Here is a 16,390-nt window from a genome sequence, read left to right as displayed (position 1 = left end):
CCTCTGGCCCCCGACCCCGTCTGACCTTTCGGACCTCCGAACCCGTCTGCCCCCTCGAACCGCTGAACAGCGCCGTCGAAACCCACCTCGACGTGGCCCGTACCCAACTGCGATTCACGTCCACATCGGCGAACGGCATCCATCGGCGATTCATGTCCACAACTGCGATTTTCGTCCACGTTCGCCGACGCTCCGCCATCCGCGCGTCGGAGCTGACGGCGCCGTGCACACCGACGATCGGCGCCGACGTCGGTCTGTGCCCCCCGTCGTCCGCCGGCGGCGGGGCATTGTTACCCCACGCAGTGAAGATTTTTTGCGCGACACGCGCGGCGTGGCTCACTCGTTGTCAAGCCGCCGCACCCTAGCCTGGTGTGCGTGAGTGCCAGCAGCCTGATCTTCTTCGTCATCATTGCCGTGTGGGCTGCCTACATGCTCAAGCACTGGGTGCGCCGCCGCGAGGATCTCGCGACCGCGCGCACCGTCGATCGATTCTCGGAGGCGATGAGGATGCTCGAACGCCGTACCCCGATCCAGGCTGACGTCTCGGCGCGCGCCGACGAGCCGTCGCGTACGATCCTGCGCCCTCAGGTCAGCGTCAAGGGTGCCTCGCGCGTGACGCCCTGCGCCCCCGAGGGTGACGCGCACGCGTCGACCGCTGAGGGTGTCGAGGTGACGACGACGCGGGTGCCCGCTCGTCTGCAGGGCGCGGCGCAGGGCCTTGCCCGCGTGCCGGCGGCGCTCGAATCGCCGAAGGTCAAGCTGTTTGCCCTGCTCGGATCGTTCGGCTTCTTGGTCGTGACGGCGCTGCTCGCTCTGCTGACGCTCGTGCCGGCGTGGCTGCCGTTGCTCGGCCTGCTGGCGACGGCCGGTGTCGTCGTGTGGCTGCGCCGCTCGGCGATCGCAGCGCGGACGGCCAAGGCAGCGTCGACCACGGTGCGCCCGGTGGGCGTCTCAGCTCCGGCGCGCGCCGCGTCGCCCGCGCGTTCGAGCGCCACTGTGGGCGCCACCCGCGTCGAGGTCGAGGCGGCCGAGACCGCGGCGTCCATGACGAAGCGTTCGCCGCTCGTCGCCGAGCTGCCGGAGCGCGACGTCGACGCCGAGCCGGCCGTCGACGTCGAGCCTGACGTGGACGCCGTGGCGCGTGCGCAGGCCGAGGTGTTCGACGCTGCGGCATGGGCGCCCGTCGACGTGCCGCGCCCGACGTACACGATGAAGGCGAAGGCCGAGCGTGAACCTGTCGAGCCGGCGGCGACCGTCGACGAGGTTGACACGCGCCCGCTCGCCGCGCGGTACGAGAACACGCCCGTCGAGGATCTGCCGTTCGACGGCATGGCGCTCGACGAGGACTACGAAGAGCTTCCGCAGGTCTACCGCGCCGGCTGAGGCCGCACGCGAGGCTTTGACGACGGACGGCGGGTGCCCACGGGGCGCCCGCCGTCTTCGTGTGTCTAAGGGTGCGTTTCCGGTGTGACGGGTTGCACGTGTGCTTTCGGTGGCACGAAGGAGCGTTTCTGCTGGCGGGGTCGTGGAGGGAGCAGGGAGCCGTGCGTGGGTCGCCGGGCCCGGTGAGCAGGGTGGGTGGCGGCCGATTGGGGCGCCTCGTGTTGGTCTGTGCGCCGCTTGGTGGTAACGTGTCTCTCGCTTCACGGGGCTATGGCGCAGTTGGTAGCGCGTCTCGTTCGCAATGAGAAGGTCTGGGGTTCGAATCCCCATAGCTCCACCGAGATGAATACAGACAGCCACCCGGACAAGATTTTTGTCCGGGTGGCTGTCTGTATTCACATCTGTCGATCATTGTGATTCGAGGAGCCGCCGCAGCGGAGCGAGGATGGCGAAGTCCCCATGGCTCCGACGCGCGAAGTGCGTGCCGAGCCCTGCCCCCGCGCTGAGACGCGAAGCGCGTGCCGAGCCCCGCCTTTGGCGCTGACGCGCAAAGCGCGTCTCAAGTCCGGGTTCAGCCGCCGCCTACTTGCTCTTGATGTCTCCTCCGATGGAGTCCTTGATGCCGTCGAGGGCTGAGGTGCTGCTCATGACGTACCAGTTGGGGCCGGCGAGGACGGCGTCGTCGCCCGTCAGTTTGCCGGTCGCGTCGGTGATGGCTTTCTTGGCTGCGTTCTCGCCGTCGTAGACGACGAAGACGGCGTGGGTGCCGCCGACGCATTCGCCTGAGCTGGAGGCGCCCGCGGGCGGCGTCGTCGGGTTGTACCCGGTACAGTGCAGGCCTGCGTTGACGGCTGCGCTGCGCAGTTCCGTCGCGCTGTCGAAGCGGTGGGTCTGGGCGGAGCACGCGGTCAGAACGAGCAGGGGTGTGACGGTGGCGATGGCCCAGGTACGCATGGTGTCAGGCTACTCGCCCGCCCCGGCGCGCTGCGTGCTTCCCCCGTCCTCATCGATGCTGGCGTGGTCGGTGCAGTATGGGTCGAGACCGCCGTCAAGGGTGACGCTTCGCGCTGTGACGACGAATCCGCCCGACGCGTTGAAACGCCGCTCACCGACCGCAACGCCACAATGTCCGTTGAATGTGGCCGAAAATCGCCGATGTGGACGGGATTCGCGAAGGGGGACGAGCATCGCAGGGGGGCGGGGGTTACTTCGACGAGGAGCCGGTGGCGGGGACGACGACGGCGGAGCCCGAGGACGGCCAGCACGAGAAGCCGGCGGGCAGCGTCACCTTGCCGCCCTCGACCATGTCGAGGCACTTGGAGACGAGGACGTTCGGGTCCTTGCTCACCGACTTCGCGAGCGCTTCGTTGGCCTTCGCCTGCTGTTCGGCCGTCTTGACGCCCTGCTCGGCGATGCGCGTCTGCGCGACCTGGGCGAGCAGCGCGTTGGCCTTCGACTGCGTGTTGTCGTCGAGCTTGATGACCGGGATGATCACCGACAGCACCTCGATCTGGTCGCCGATCTGGTCGCGCATGTCCTTCGTCGCGTCGTCTGAGAGCTTTGCGAGCGTCGGGGTCGTCGGGTTGCCCTTCTCGTCGACGGCGAGGGCGTCGTAGGACGCGAACTCCTTGTTGAGGCTCGAGGACAGCTGCCGGTCGACGAGGCTCGAGCGGATGCTCGAGAACTCGCGGTAGTTCTGGAACAGCGCGTCGGAGGCGTCGGGGCGGATGCGCCAGCGGATGGACGCGTCGACGCACGCCGTCGCTTGGTGGGCGATGCGCACGTTGATGCAGCTCTTGTCGTCGGCGGTGTGGCTGTCGGTCTGGATCGCGGCGTCCATGTACGTCACCTTCTGCCACGGCGCCTTGAGGTGGAAGCCATTGCTGAGGCTGCCCGTCGGCTTGCCGAACGTCGTCACGACACCGATCTCTTTCGTCGGCACGACGACGGAACTCGCGACGGCGAGGACGATGACGGCGAGCGTCGCGCAGGCCGCAGAGACGAGGTAGGCCAGACGCGCGCGAGCCCGCGTGCTCGGCGCCTCGGGACGCGCGGCGTGCAGGAACCCGCGGGCGGGGGAGGCGCCGGAGTCGAGATCATCGCTGTCGTCGGCGTCGACATCTTCTACACCGTCATCCGATGCGTCAAGATCACCCGCGCGGGCACGACCGGTCGTGGCCGCCTCGCCCCGTGAGTCCGGGACGGCCTGCTTCCGCCCCGCGCGGCGCAGGTGGCGCCCGTAGAGGAAGGCCACGAGGGCGAGCAGGAGCAGGATCACGCTGAAGATCGTCGAGGCCATGGCGTGAGTGTAGAGCCGCGATGACGCCCGAATGCCGACGACGACTGCGGTGAGGCCGAGCGTCAGCCACAGGTTGAGGCGCTGGTCGGCGCGCAGCGCCATCGCGACGATCGTGAAGACGATGAACGCCATCGTCACGTAGGTCAGGACGGGGAAGGCCCACATGCGTACGGCCGGGCGTGCGCCGACGCGGTTCATCGCGGCGCGCGAACGCAGCTGCGTCGCGGCGATGACGAGGTAGACGATGAGCGCGATGGCGCCCGACGTCGACAGCAGGTACGTGAAGATCTTCTCCGGCAGCAGGTAGTTACCGAACACGGCGACGAAGCCGACGACGACGGAGACGAGGATCGCGACCTGCGGCACGCCGCGTCGGTTGATGCGCGCGAACGCCTTGGGTGCGTCGCCGCGCTGGCCGAGGCTGAACGCCATGCGACTCGCGGTGTAGAGCGCGGAGTTGAGGCAGCTCGCGACGGCGGTCAGGATGACGAAGTCGAGCACGCTCGCCAGATTCTCCAGACCCATGTTGTTGAGCGCCTCCTGGTAGGAGCCATTCTTCTGCAACGAGGGGGAGTTCCACGTCGTCAATGCGATGACCACGAAGATCGAGCCGAGGTAGAACAGCGAGATGCGCCAGATGACGCTGTTGACGGCCTTGCGGATGCCCTCGACCGGGTTCTTCGACTCGGCCGCGGCGATCGTCACGATCTCGGTGCCCATGAACGTGAACATCGTCGTCAGCATGGCGGCGAGGACGCCGCTCCAGCCGTCGGCGAAGAAGCCGTGGTCGGTGAATCCGTGCAGCCCCGAGGCGTGCGAGCCGGGAAGGATGCCGAGGATCGCGAGCACACCGAGGACGATGAACCCGACGATGGCGATGACCTTGATGAGCGCGAACCAGAACTCGAACTCGCCGTAGTTGGCGACGGAGAACAGGTTCGTCACCGTCAGCAACGCGGTGATGATGAGAGCGAACACCCATTGGGGCCAGTCGATCCAGCCCGAGAGGATCTTCGCGCCGGCCGTCGCCTCCACGGGGATGACGAGCACCCAGAACCACCAGTACAACCACCCGATGGAGAAGCCCGCCCACTTGCCGAGCGCGCGGTCGGCGTAGACGGAGAACGAGCCGGAATCGGGGTTGGCCGTCGCCATCTCGCCGAGCATGCGCATGACGAGGACGACGAGCGTCCCGGCCAGCGCGTAGGCGATGAGGACCGACGGGCCGGCGAGCTTGATCGCCGAGGCCGAGCCGACGAAGAGGCCGGCGCCGATGACGCCGGCGATCGAGATCATCGTGACGTGGCGCGGCTTGAGGCCGCTGCTGAGAGCTTCGCCGTCAGCGGGCGGATGGGGTGCGTTCATGTGGAGAACTCTGACGGCTCGTATCGCATCGGACAATCGCCCCGCCGCGCGTCAGCCGATTCGTACCCTGATCGTGACCTGGGTCATAGCACGATGAGAGGTCGCGCATTGGTGATCGGCGGAGCCGCGGGCTCCGCCGCCGGCATCACGAGCCTCGACCGCCGGTCGGTACGCGACCCGCGCCGGAAGCCCCCGTCAGATCCAGGACGGCAGCCACATCCGCCAGCCCCAGTGGTCGTGGGGGATGACCTGCGCGGTGTAGATCGGCCAGAAGAAGACGAACGTCGCGACGGCGAGCACGACGTACGCACCGACGACGCCGGCGCCGATGCGTCGCCGTCGCAGGCTCGCGGTGGCGGGTCCGAGGATCAAGCCCAGGCAGTACGTGACGGCCAGGATGACGTAGGGCGCGAACACGACCGCGTAGAACGTGAAGACGGTGCGCTCCTGATAGCTGAACCAGGGCAGCCATCCGGCGAGCACGAGTGCGATGAGCGTCCCGGCACGCCAGTCGCGGCGCAGCGCCCACATGAAGACGCACACGAGCAGGGCGGCGATGCCGAACCACCAGATGCTGACGTTACCGAGCGAGGTGATCGCCTTGGAGCATTCCGTGACCGAGCACCCCTGATCGCCCTTCGCAGGCGCCTCGTAGAAGAACGAGGTGGGGCGTGTCTGCGCCATCCACGACCACGGGTTCGACTGATACGTGTGTGGCGACGTGATGCTCTCCGCCGAGTCGTACATCTGGATGTGGTAGTGCCACAGGCTGCGCAGGCTGTCGGGCAGCCACGAGAACAGGCTCGAATCGGGTGCGAACCCGGTGTTCTTGGTCGCCGGGTTGCTCGCGGCCCAGTTGCGTCCCCAGGCGTCGTTCGAGTGGAACCATCCGGCCCAGGTGAGCAGATATGTCAGGCATGCCGTGGGGACGATGATGAGCGCCCCGGTGACGGCGTCCTTGATGACGGTCGCCGAGAGCCAGCGGCGGACGCCGACGGCGCGGCGCGCTCCGAGATCCCAGAACACGGTGAGCAGACCGATCGCGGCGAGATAGAACCCGTCGGACCACTTCGTCGCCATGCCGAGGCCGAGGCACACGGCGGCGACCCAGCGCCACGGGCGCAGGCCGAGCGACGGGCCGGCGAGGCGCTGCTTCGCATCGAGCGACCAGTCGCCGTCACGACGCAGCTGCGCGACCTTGCGCGCGAGGATCCGACGGCTGCGGTCGCGGTCGGCGAGGATCGCGACGAACCCGGCGAGAGCCCAGAAGCTGACGAGCCCGTCGAGGATCGACGTGCGCGACATGACGAATTCCATGCCCTCGAACGCGGTCAGCAGCGCCGCGATCGTCGCGAGCGTCGCCGAGCGGAACAGGTGCCAGGCCGCGCGCCCGACGAGCAGGATCGCGAGCGTGCCGGTGAGTGCCACTGCGATGCGCCAGCCGAACGAGGAGGTGATGCCGAACAGGTGCTCGCCTGCGCCGATCATCCATTTGCCGAACGGCGGATGGACGATGAAGTCGGGTTCGGTGCCGTATACGGTCGGCACCTGGCCGTGCGTGAAGAACGCGTCCGGCTCCGGCATGTTCGCGGGCGTCTTGCGTTCGTGGCCGTACAGGATCATCGACCAGCCCTGCTTGACGTAATACGTCTCGTCGAAGATCAGCTGGTGCGGGCGCCCCAGATCCCACAGCCGCAGCAAACCGCCGATCAGCATGACCGTCAGGGGGCCGAACCAGCTCCACAGCTTCTGCTGTGCACTCGCCGGGGCGCCGAGCAGGCGCTCGCGCAGCATCAACTCGTCACGGTCGGGATGGCCGTCGGTATCGACGCGGGTGGCGGACGACGGGGCGTCAGTCAGGGTGGCGTTCACCGGTGGCGTCCTCGATCCTCGCGGGCTGGCGGTGGGACGGTCTGCCCCGGTTGGCCAGCGTAGTCGGTGGCACTGACAGGAGGGGCCCGCTCCGACGTCACGCCCCGTGACCCAGGTCGACCCGCGGCGGGCACGAGGCGCGCCTGCGCCAGCGTGACACCATGGCCGCGTGAGTACCGAAGCACCCGTCCCCGCCCTCGTTCTCGCCGCGACGCCGATCGGCGACCCGACGGACGCGGCACCGCGTCTCACCCACGAACTCGCGAGCGCGCCGCTGATCCTCGCGGAGGACACGCGGCGGACGAAGCGGCTCTGCGACGCGCTGGGCGTCACCCCGAGCGGGTCGATGATGAGCTACCACGAGCACAACGAGGCCCAGCGCACGGGCGAGATCGTCGAGCGCATCGCCGCAGGCGAACGCGTCCTGCTCGTCACCGACGCCGGGATGCCGAGCGTCAGCGACCCGGGGTACCGCCTCGTCGCCGCGTGCGTCGAACGCGACCTGACGGTGACGTGCGTGCCCGGCCCGTCAGCCGTCCTCATGGCGCTCGCGGTGTCAGGGCTGCCCGTCGACCGGTTCTGCTTCGAGGGGTTCCTGCCGCGCAAGGCCGGCGAACGCGCCCGCACCCTCGCGGCGCTCGCCGACGAGGCGCGCACGATGGTGTTCTTCGAGGCGCCGCACCGTTTGGCGGTGACGCTCGAGGCGATGGCCGACGCGTTCGGCGACGAGCGGCGCGGCGCGGTCTGTCGTGAACTGACGAAGACGTACGAGGAGGTCCGCCGCGGCGGTCTGCGCGAACTCGCGGCGTGGGCCCTCGACGGGGCACGCGGCGAGATCACCGTCGTCGTCGAGGGTGCCGAACCGCGTGAGGCGTCGCTCGAGGATGCGGTCGCGACGGTGCTCGATCTCGTCGCCGGGGGAGTGCGGCTCAAGGACGCGTGCGGCCGGGTCGCCCAGGCGAGCGGCCTGTCCAAGAAGACCCTGTACGACGCTGCTCTCGCGGCGCGCTGACGGTTAGCGCCCCCGAGCAAACTGCAGGCCCGGTCGTCAGTCCTTGGCGTCGACGAAGTACACGCAACCGGGGTCGAGGGGCGTGCGCAGGCTGCCGCGTGCCGGGTCGTTCGGGGGGTAGCAGGCCCACAGCGCATGGGTGAGGTTCCACGTCGCGGTCGGGATGACGGCTTCGAGTTCGTGTGAGGTCGCATCGACCGACGGCGCGTCGAGTCGCGCCCGCACGTGGACGCCGTCGTCTCGCGGTTCGGCGGCGATGAGCGTCACCGTCTTCGTCGCGACGTGCGGGTTCTGACCCGAGGCGGTGACGGCGTGCCACGTCCGCATCACCCCGAACACGACGAGCGCGATGACGAGCGCCGCGACGATGTTGCGCACGAGACGACGGCGCCGAAGGCGGTGTTCGAGCGCGGAGTCGGCGGCGAGGGCGGGAAACGACATGGGCCGGGCGCTCTCAGACCGCGGCGCGCGCGGCGCGGCGCTCACGCATCGCTTCGACGCGGCGCCACAGCCGCCACATCACCCACGCGACGACGGCGAGCAGCACGAGCGCGAGGATCGGCGCGAAGACGGCCGCGAGGCTGAGCAGGATCGACGTCGCGTCCTCCGCCGTCGACAGGACGGGCGCCGCGAACCCACCCGTCCCGACGTTCGCGACGGGGCGCGCGGCGGCCTTTCCCGTGTGGAAGATGCCCGCGACGATGGCGCCGCCGATGAGGCCGACCCACGGATGCTGCGTCATCCACAGCGAGTTGTCGAGGTTCGCGGCGGCCGCCGTCCCCGCGAAGACGACGGCGCCCGAGGCGGGGCGCACGATCGTGCCGAGCGCATCGTTGACGCTGTCGAGGGCCGGGATCTTGTCGACGATGATCTCGCCGACGAGCAGGATCGACGCGATGACGATCGACGGCGTGCTCTCGACCCACGAGAACCCGGAGGGCAGCGTGATGACGTCGGTGAAGCGCGCGAGCAGAGCGACGACGAGATACGGGATGTAGGCGTTGAGACCGGCGGCGGCCGACAGGCCCGCCCCGGTGAGCGCTGCGAACATGGCACGTCCTTCGGGTCAACGACCGCCGGCCCCTCCGGCCCCGGCGAAACAATGCGTCAACTCTGGCACAGCCGCGGGCATTCCCCCGAACGACGCCGGTGCAGCTGAGTCACATGATGCGCGTCGAGTCAGTCAGGACTGACGCAGCGCGCATCACGTGACTCAGCCGTCGATGAGGGCCGTTAGCATCGTGCCGACCGAGGAGGTGGCGCGTGGGCGCACGACACGAACTGCTTGACGGGCGCGAGGCCCATGAGAAGCAGACTGCACATGACGGCCACGGACATGGCGGCCACGCCCACAGCCATGCTCCGAGTGCTGACGCCGACCGGCGTTACCTGAGCGCAGCTCTTGCGCTGCTCGTGCTCTACATGCTCGCCGAGGTCGTCGTGGCCTTCGCGACGGGTTCGCTCGCGCTGCTGTCGGACGCCGCGCACATGCTGACGGACGCCGCCGCCATCGCGCTGGCCCTGTGGGCGATCCACCTCGCCGCGAAGCCCGCCAACGCGCGGTTGACGTTCGGGTTCAAGCGCGCCGAGATCCTCTCCGGCCTCGGCAACGGCATCACGTTGCTGCTGCTCGGCGCGGTGCTGCTCGTCGAGGCGGTGCGGCGCTTCGTCGACCCGCCGCACGTCGAGCCGAAACCTGTCCTCGCGGTCGCCCTCGCGGGCGTCGTCGTCAACGTCGCCGCGGGCATGCTGCTCGCCCGCGCGAACCGGACGTCGCTCAACGTCGAGGGCGCGTACCGTCACATCATCACCGACCTGTACGGGTTCATCGGCACGGCCGTGGCCGCCGTCGTCATCTGGGCGACGGGGTGGATGCGCGCCGACGCCGTCGCGACGCTCGTCGTCGTCGCTCTCATGTTCCACGCGGGGGCAGGACTCGTCGCGCAGGCCGGGCGCGTGCTGCTCGAGGGCGCGCCGGACGGCACGGACGTTGAGGCGATCCGCGCGCACATGCTCGAGGTCGATCACGTGCGCGACGTGCACGACCTGCATGTGTGGAGCGTGACGAGCGACCTGCCGGCATTGTCGGCGCACCTCGTCATCGACGACGAGTGCTTCCACGACGGGCACGCCCCGCGGCTGCTCGACGAGGTGCTCGAGTGCCTCGTCGGCCACTTCGACGTCGACCACTCGACGCTGCAGTTCGAGCCCGCGAGCCACGCGGCTCACGAGAGCAGCCTGCACTGAGTCGATCTCGGCGCCATGTGCCCCTCGCCGCCTTGACCTCATGGTGCGGCCGTGGCGATGACACGAGAAAGCGGTTGTCGGCGGCGGCTCCTAGGATGGGGCCATGACCAAGGTTCTCTCCGCTGTTGCCTGGCCGTACGCCAACGGCCCCCGCCACATCGGGCACGTCGCCGGTTTTGGTGTGCCCTCCGACGTCTACAGCCGGTACATGCGCATGGCGGGTCATGACGTGCTCATGGTCTCGGGCACCGACGAGCACGGCACGCCGATCGTCATCATGGCGGAGAAGGCGGGCAAGACGCCGCAGGAGTTCGCGGACGAGAACGCGAGCATCATCGTCGACGACCTCGTCGGCCTCGGCCTCAGCTACGACCTGTTCACGCGCACGACGACGGCGAACCACTACGAGGTGGTGCAGAAGCTGTTCCTCGCGCTGCACGAGAACGGGTACATGGTCGAGCAGACGACGTCGGGCGCCATCAGCCCGTCGACGGGGCGAACCCTGCCGGATCGGTACATCGAGGGCACGTGCCCGATCTGCAAGTACGCGGAGGCGCGCGGCGATCAGTGCGACAACTGCGGCAACCAGCTCGACCCGACGGATCTCATCGATCCGCGGTCCAAGATCAACGGTGAGACGCCGGAGTTCATCGAGACGCAGCACTTCTTCCTCGACCTGCCGGCGCTCGCGGACGCGTTGTCGTCGTGGCTCGACGGGCGTGAGGCGACGGGCACGTGGCGCCCGAACGTCATCAAGTTCAGCCAGAACATCCTCGAGGAGATCCGTCCGCGCGCGATGACGCGCGACATCGACTGGGGCATTCCCGTGCCGCTCGACGGGTGGCGCGAGCAGCCGACGAAGCGTCTGTACGTGTGGTTCGACGCCGTCGTCGGCTACTTGTCGGCCTCGATCGAGTGGGCACGTCGCCTCGGCGAGCCCGACAAGTGGCGCGAGTGGTGGAACGCGCCTGCGAGCACGGGCGGAGATGCGGAGCTCGCTCGGGCGGAGCGTGCGACGTCCGACGAGGGCAGCGTCGGAGCCCAGAAGGCATCGGAAGTACTTGGAAACAGCGACGGAGTCGCGGTTTCCAAGTACTTCATGGGGAAGGACAACATCGTCTTTCATTCGCAGATCTGGCCCGCTGAGCTTCTTGCTGCGAATGGCGAGGGCGCGAAGGGCGGGGTGGAGAGTCCTTTCGGGCATCTCAACCTGCCGTCGGAGGTCGTCTCGTCCGAGTTCATGACGATGGAGGGCAAGCAGTTCTCGACGAGTCGGGGGCATGTCATCTACGTCAAGGACGTGCTGGAGCGCTACGGTCCCGATCCGTTGCGGTACTTCATCGTCGCGGCCGGCCCCGAGAATCAGGACGCGGACTTCACGTGGGCCGAGTTCGTGCAGCGCAACAACTCGGAACTCGTCGCGGGCTGGGGCAATCTCGTCAATCGTGCGGCGAGCATGATCCACAAGAACTTCGGTGAGATCCCGGCGCCGTCCGAGTTGGCCGATGTCGACCGCGAGGTGCTCGACGCGGTGCGCGGCGGGTTCGCGACGGTGGGTGCGCTCATCGAGCGCAACCGTCTCAAGGCGGCCCTCACGGAGACGATGCGTCTCGTCGGCGAGGTCAACCGGTACGTCGCGGTGACGGAGCCGTTCAAGCTCAAGGGTGAGGACGAGCGGGAGCGTCTCGCGACGGTGCTGCACACGCTCGCGCAGTGCGTCGTCGACCTCAACACGATGATGGCGCCGTTCGTGCCGTTCTCCGCGAATCTCGTGCACGAGGTCATGGGCGGTGAGGGGGAGTTCATGCCGATGCCGGTCGCGAAGGAGGTCACCGACCTCGACGACGGACGTCCGTACCGCATCATCACGGGCGAGTACTCGGCCACGCCGCGCTGGCAGCCGCGTGACGCCGCGCCGGGCACGCCGATCGCGAAGCCGAAGCCGGCGTTCAAGAAGTTCGACCCGGCGGTGGTCGAGGAGGAACTCGAGCGAATGAACATCTCGGCGTGAGCGACCCAAACCTGCGCCGCAGCGACAAGCCGACGCCGCCGCAGCCGCTGCCGTCACCGGTCGTCGACAATCACACTCACCTCGACATCTCCCGTGACGGCGGCGCGCCACCCGACGTGCGCGCCGTCATCGACGAGGCCGTCGCGGTCGGCGTCGATCGGATGGTGCAGGTGGGGTGTGATCTTGCGGGCGCGCGCTTCACCGAGCGCGTCATCGACGCCCACCCCGAATTGCTCGGCGGCGTCGCGCTGCACCCCAACGAGGCGCCCAAGCTGTACGCCGCGGGCGAGCTCGACGCCGCATACGCCGAAATCGAGCGCATCGCGGCCCACCCGCGGGTGCGTGTCGTCGGTGAGAGCGGGCTCGACTACTTCCGCACCGGCCCCGACGGCGTCGCGGTGCAGCAGGAGAGTTTCCGGTGGCACATCGAGCTCGCCAAGCGCTTCGGCAAGGCGCTGCAGATCCACGACCGTGAGGCGCACGAGGACGTCATGCGCATCCTCGCCGAGCAGGGCGCGCCTGAGAAGACCGTCCTGCACTGCTTCAGCGGTGATGTCGCGATGGCGCGCGAGTGCGTCGAGCGCGGCTATTACGTCAGCGTCGCCGGCGTCGTGACGTTCAAGAACGCCCGCGAACTGAGGGCGGCACTCGCACAGGTGCCGCTCGAGCAGCTCCTCGTCGAGACGGATGCGCCGTACCTGACGCCGTCGCCGCACCGCGGGGCGACCAATGCGCCGTACCTCGTGCCGCTGACGGTGCGAGCGCTCGCCGAGGTCAAGAACGTCGACGTCCCGGCGCTGTGTGCGGCGTTGTCGGAGACGTCCGAGCGCGTCTACGGGCCGTGGTGAGCGTCACGCGCGTGATTCCATAGCGCAGCGATCGACGCAAGGGGGCTGGCACCGCGTGTGACGAATCCCACTGCAGCGGAAGATTTCCCGGGATGCCGCACCTGACGCCCCATCGCGTCGCAGTATCCGTTACGGTTCCGTTATCTGAATTTGACCCTCGCGGGTTGCCTCGGCAGTGTTGTCCGGGTTAACCCGAGTCTGGATCACACGGACGTGCCCTCGACCCCATGGTCGACGGGCTGGAGCGCAGGCCTGAGCCGAGCGCTTCGCACCGAGCCTTCGGTGCTCTGCGCGCCGCCAGTGAGGGACCTTCGACATCGGAGCATGATGACGTTCTCGACCACCCGCACCACTTCTCGTACGATCGCCGCGGCCGCTGCCGTGGCAGCCGCTTCGACGCTGGCCGCTTGCGGTTCGAGCGACTCGAAGACCGCGTCCGACGTTCCCTCGATCTCCTCGAGCTCGACGCCGACGAAGTCCGCGACCTCGACGCCGTCCACGACGAAGGCTGCGCCGAAGCCGTCCACGACGAAGGCTGCGCCGAAGCCGTCCACGACGAAGGCTGCGCCGAAGCCGTCCACGACGAAGGCTGTGCCGAAGCAGACGCAGGCCGAGCGCGCCTCGCGTTCGCAGGCCCGTCAGGCTCTGCCGGCCAAGCCCGCCACGCCCGCCAAGGCCGCTGCTCCCGCCGTCACGTACGTCAACTGGAGCCAGGTCCAGACGATCCCGGCGAAGACGAAGTACGTCTACAGCGCCGACATGCCCAAGGGCACGTCCAAGGTGACGCAGGAAGGCCGTTCGGGCGCCGAGACGGTGACGTACCGCAGCGCCAAGAAGGGCGAGAAGGTCGTCTCCTCCAAGGTGATCGACACGACCGTCACGCGCAACGCCGTGCGCCGCGTCGTCACGATCGGTACGAAGCAGGCCGTTCAGCAGGCGCCGCAGCAGTCGCAGCAGACCCAGGTGTCGCGTTCGACCGCCCGCAAGGCCGTGACGCAGCAGAGCGCGCCGAAGCAGCGCACCTACGCCTCGTCGGCCCAGCGCACGCAGAAGAGCGCTGCCGCTCCGGCCGCCGCCAACTCGGGCATGTGGGACCGCATCGCTCGTTGCGAGTCGACGAACAACTGGCACATCAACACGGGCAACGGCTACTACGGCGGCCTGCAGTTCGACAACCAGACGTGGCTCGGCTCCGGCGGCGGCGCCTACGCCCCGCGCGCCGACCTCGCGACCCGTGAGCAGCAGATCGCCATCGCGAACAAGGTCTACGCCCAGCGCGGCCTGCAGCCGTGGGCCTGCGGCCACGCAGCCTGATCGACACCTGACGCGCACCGCGCGCCCGGTCATGAAGACCCGGCTCGTCCCCTCGTGGGGCGGGCCGGGTCTTCGCATGTGCCGATAGGGTTGGCGTCATGCATGACGACGACGCGACGCCCGCAGGCCGTGACGACACGACGGGCCTGTTGAGTGCCGCCGACATCCGCGAGCTCGCCGAGCGTCACGGGGTGCGTCCGACGAAGACGTGGGGGCAGAACTTCGTCATCGACCCGAACACGGTGCGCAAGATCGTCCGCCTGGCAGGGGTCGGGGCCGACGACACCGTCGTCGAGGTGGGCCCGGGGCTCGGGTCGTTGACGCTCGCGCTGCTGCCGGCCGTCGCGCATCTCAGCGTCGTCGAGGTCGACCCGAACCTGGCGGCGCAGCTTCCCGCGACGGTGGAGCGGTTCGCGCCGCAGCACGCATCGAAGCTGAACGTCGTCCAAGCGGATGCGATGACGGTCGACTCGCTCGAGCCGGCACCGACCGCGCTCGTCGCGAACCTGCCGTACAACGTGTCGGTGCCCGTGGTCCTCAACTTCCTCGAGCATTTCCCGTCGCTGCAGCGCGTGCTCGTCATGGTGCAGCTCGAGGTCGCGCAGCGCCTCGCAGCTGAGCCGGGCAGCAAGGTCTACGGCGTGCCGAGCGTCAAGGCCGCCTGGTACGCCGACGTGCGTCTCGCCGACCGCGTCGGACGCAACGTCTTCTGGCCGGCCCCGAACGTCGATTCGGGTCTCGTCTCGCTCGTGCGTCGTGACCCACCGACGACGGAGGCGACGCGCGCACAGGTCTTCGCGTGCATCGACGCCGCGTTCGCACAGCGCCGCAAGACGCTGCGGGCTGCCCTCGCCGGCTGGGCGGGCGGCGCCGACCGGGCCGAGGCGGCACTCGTGGCGGCGGGCATCGACCCGCGGACGCGAGGCGAGCGCCTCGGTATCGACGAGTTCGCCGCCATCGCCTCCGCCCACGCGGCGGCGACGCAGGACTGAGTCGTCCTCCGGCCGCAATGCCCACCCAACACTGTGGCGGACGGCGCCTGTTGGCTCGGGTGGCTGCCCGGAGGGCGGTCCATGCATAGGGTGGGGGCATGACGGCTTCGAGCGCACAGATCACCCGCGTCAGCGTGAGGGTGCCTGCGAAGGTCAACCTCGAGCTGTGCGTGGGGCCACGCCGAGCCGACGGGTTTCACGACCTCGCGACGACGTTCCATGCCGTCGACCTGTTCGACGAGGTTGATGTCACGTCGGCCGACGAGTTCTCGCTCACGGTGACGGGGCTCGGCGCGGACGTCGTGCCGTGCGACGAGTCGAACCTGGCCTGGCGAGCGGCGCAGCTCATGGCCACCTCGTACGGCGTCGACGGCCGCTGCGCCATCGCGATTCGCAAGGCCATCCCGGTGGCTGGTGGCATGGCGGGCGGATCGGCAGACGCCGCCGCGACGCTCGTCGCCTGCGACGCGCTCTGGGGGCTCGGCCTGTCGCGCGCGACGCTCGAGGAGCTCGCCGCGCAGCTCGGCTCAGACGTCCCGTTCGCCCTCACCGGAGGCACGGCGCTCGGCACCGGGCGCGGGGAGAAGATCGTGCCGGTGCTCGCGACGGGCACCTACCACTGGTTGTTCGCGCTGACGCACGAGGGGCTGTCCACGCCCGCCGTCTACGCCGAGTGCGACCGGCTGCGGGAGGGCCACCGCGTGCCTGAGCCCTCTCCGTCGGACGGCCTGCTCGCGAGCGTCCGCTCCGGTGACGTCCACGGCGTCGCCGTCGCCATGCACAACGACCTGGAGCCTGCGGCGCTGTCGCTCATGCCGAGGCTGCGCGCCCTGATGGAGTTCGGCCTGGAGATGGGTGCCCTCAACGCGATGGTCTCGGGTTCGGGCCCGACGGTGGCGTTCCTCATGGCGAGCCGCAAGGACGCCGTCGCGCTGCGCAACGTGCTCGCTGCCGGTGACCTCGCGGACGACTACGTCCTCGCCGCCTCCACTCCCCACGGCGCCCAGATCACCTCCGCCTCCTGACGCCCCGACCGAACCCCCGACC

General features: G+C 69.0%; 13 protein-coding genes, 1 tRNA gene and 2 pseudogenes. 10 read left to right on the top strand and 6 right to left on the bottom strand.

Annotated elements, in window-relative coordinates:
* Positions 1 to 375: 375 nt before the first annotated feature.
* Together AC1RS9_RS14105 and AC1RS9_RS14100 are read left to right on the top strand one after the other, a co-directional pair.
* The gene (locus AC1RS9_RS14105; protein ID WP_492921922.1) at positions 376 to 1,383 is read left to right on the top strand and encodes a SepX/GlpR family protein; all 1,008 of its coding nucleotides are present in this window, start codon (positions 376 to 378) and stop codon (positions 1,381 to 1,383) included.
* A 264-nt stretch (positions 1,384 to 1,647) separates the two neighbouring features.
* A tRNA-Ala gene (locus AC1RS9_RS14100) sits at positions 1,648 to 1,720 on the top strand.
* A gap of 245 nt (positions 1,721 to 1,965) precedes the next feature.
* Here AC1RS9_RS14100 and AC1RS9_RS14095 read toward each other — a convergent pair.
* The 3 genes from AC1RS9_RS14095 to AC1RS9_RS14085 all read right to left on the bottom strand — a co-directional run bounded on the left by AC1RS9_RS14095 (position 1,966) and on the right by AC1RS9_RS14085 (position 6,919).
* A complete protein-coding gene (locus tag AC1RS9_RS14095; protein ID WP_038569213.1) occupies positions 1,966 to 2,337 on the bottom strand; it encodes a hypothetical protein in 372 nt (123 codons plus the stop codon).
* 250 nt (positions 2,338 to 2,587) lie between these two features.
* On the bottom strand, positions 2,588 to 5,047 hold the full coding sequence (locus AC1RS9_RS14090; RefSeq protein WP_492921920.1) for an amino acid permease: 2,460 nt from the start codon (positions 5,045 to 5,047) through the stop codon (positions 2,588 to 2,590).
* 195 nt (positions 5,048 to 5,242) lie between these two features.
* Positions 5,243 to 6,919 carry a dolichyl-phosphate-mannose--protein mannosyltransferase gene (locus tag AC1RS9_RS14085; RefSeq protein WP_492921918.1) on the bottom strand — a complete coding sequence of 559 codons (1,677 nt, stop codon included), beginning with the start codon at positions 6,917 to 6,919 and terminating at the stop codon, positions 5,243 to 5,245.
* A 169-nt stretch (positions 6,920 to 7,088) separates the two neighbouring features.
* Between AC1RS9_RS14085 and rsmI the strand changes: the two genes are divergently transcribed.
* Entirely contained in the window at positions 7,089 to 7,931 is an 843-nt protein-coding gene (gene rsmI / locus AC1RS9_RS14080; protein ID WP_136788846.1) for a 16S rRNA (cytidine(1402)-2'-O)-methyltransferase, read from the top strand.
* Between the two features lie 36 nt (positions 7,932 to 7,967).
* Here the strand turns inward: rsmI and AC1RS9_RS14075 are convergent, their stop codons facing one another.
* Together AC1RS9_RS14075 and AC1RS9_RS14070 are read right to left on the bottom strand one after the other, a co-directional pair.
* Entirely contained in the window at positions 7,968 to 8,372 is a 405-nt protein-coding gene (locus AC1RS9_RS14075; RefSeq protein ID WP_136788848.1) for a hypothetical protein, read from the bottom strand.
* Between the two features lie 13 nt (positions 8,373 to 8,385).
* The gene (locus AC1RS9_RS14070; RefSeq protein ID WP_136788849.1) at positions 8,386 to 8,982 is read right to left on the bottom strand and encodes a DUF4126 domain-containing protein; all 597 of its coding nucleotides are present in this window, start codon (positions 8,980 to 8,982) and stop codon (positions 8,386 to 8,388) included.
* 212 nt (positions 8,983 to 9,194) lie between these two features.
* Between AC1RS9_RS14070 and AC1RS9_RS14065 the strand changes: the two genes are divergently transcribed.
* The 3 genes from AC1RS9_RS14065 to AC1RS9_RS14055 all read left to right on the top strand — a co-directional run bounded on the left by AC1RS9_RS14065 (position 9,195) and on the right by AC1RS9_RS14055 (position 13,037).
* Positions 9,195 to 10,178, top strand: coding sequence for a cation diffusion facilitator family transporter (locus AC1RS9_RS14065; RefSeq protein ID WP_136788850.1), 984 nt, complete (start codon positions 9,195 to 9,197; stop codon positions 10,176 to 10,178).
* Between the two features lie 103 nt (positions 10,179 to 10,281).
* Complete coding sequence (metG, locus tag AC1RS9_RS14060; protein ID WP_286697044.1) at positions 10,282 to 12,189, top strand: methionine--tRNA ligase; 1,908 nt, start codon at positions 10,282 to 10,284, stop codon at positions 12,187 to 12,189.
* Positions 12,186 to 13,037 carry a TatD family hydrolase gene (locus AC1RS9_RS14055; protein ID WP_006946782.1) on the top strand — a complete coding sequence of 284 codons (852 nt, stop codon included), beginning with the start codon at positions 12,186 to 12,188 and terminating at the stop codon, positions 13,035 to 13,037. Before metG ends, AC1RS9_RS14055 begins: the two co-directional genes overlap by 4 nt.
* 203 nt (positions 13,038 to 13,240) lie before the next feature.
* Here AC1RS9_RS14055 and AC1RS9_RS14050 read toward each other — a convergent pair whose 3' ends face one another.
* Positions 13,241 to 13,618, bottom strand: coding sequence for a hypothetical protein (locus AC1RS9_RS14050; protein WP_492921914.1), 378 nt, complete (start codon positions 13,616 to 13,618; stop codon positions 13,241 to 13,243).
* 10 nt (positions 13,619 to 13,628) lie between these two features.
* Here AC1RS9_RS14050 and AC1RS9_RS14045 point away from each other — a divergent pair.
* The 4 genes and pseudogenes from AC1RS9_RS14045 to AC1RS9_RS14030 form a co-directional block, all read left to right on the top strand.
* Positions 13,629 to 13,946: pseudogene (locus AC1RS9_RS14045) on the top strand (G5 domain-containing protein); the annotation flags it as partial.
* Between the two features lie 147 nt (positions 13,947 to 14,093).
* Positions 14,094 to 14,351 (top strand): annotated as a pseudogene (locus AC1RS9_RS14040) (transglycosylase family protein); the annotation flags it as partial.
* Between the two features lie 98 nt (positions 14,352 to 14,449).
* Positions 14,450 to 15,343: a 16S rRNA (adenine(1518)-N(6)/adenine(1519)-N(6))-dimethyltransferase RsmA gene (rsmA, locus tag AC1RS9_RS14035; RefSeq protein ID WP_006946797.1), complete on the top strand. Its 894-nt coding sequence runs from the start codon at positions 14,450 to 14,452 to the stop codon at positions 15,341 to 15,343.
* 98 nt (positions 15,344 to 15,441) lie between these two features.
* Positions 15,442 to 16,368, top strand: coding sequence for a 4-(cytidine 5'-diphospho)-2-C-methyl-D-erythritol kinase (locus tag AC1RS9_RS14030; RefSeq protein WP_038569193.1), 927 nt, complete (start codon positions 15,442 to 15,444; stop codon positions 16,366 to 16,368).
* Positions 16,369 to 16,390: the final 22 nt, after the last annotated feature.

Source organism: Dermacoccus sp. MPR-E5, assembly GCF_058809565.1.
The sequence above is the reverse complement of the archived record's forward strand: the minus strand, read 5'-3'. Positions and strand labels throughout refer to the sequence as shown.

Coding starts and splice junctions, on each gene's coding strand:
- metG (WP_286697044.1), top strand. CDS start 10,282: ATGACCAAGGTTCTCTCCGCTGTTGCCTGGCCGTACGCCAACGGCCCC.
- AC1RS9_RS14030 (WP_038569193.1), top strand. CDS start 15,442: ATGACGGCTTCGAGCGCACAGATCACCCGCGTCAGCGTGAGGGTGCCT.
- AC1RS9_RS14090 (WP_492921920.1), bottom strand. CDS start 5,047: ATGAACGCACCCCATCCGCCCGCTGACGGCGAAGCTCTCAGCAGCGGC.
- AC1RS9_RS14070 (WP_136788849.1), bottom strand. CDS start 8,982: ATGTTCGCAGCGCTCACCGGGGCGGGCCTGTCGGCCGCCGCCGGTCTC.
- AC1RS9_RS14095 (WP_038569213.1), bottom strand. CDS start 2,337: ATGCGTACCTGGGCCATCGCCACCGTCACACCCCTGCTCGTTCTGACC.
- AC1RS9_RS14075 (WP_136788848.1), bottom strand. CDS start 8,372: ATGTCGTTTCCCGCCCTCGCCGCCGACTCCGCGCTCGAACACCGCCTT.
- rsmA (WP_006946797.1), top strand. CDS start 14,450: ATGCATGACGACGACGCGACGCCCGCAGGCCGTGACGACACGACGGGC.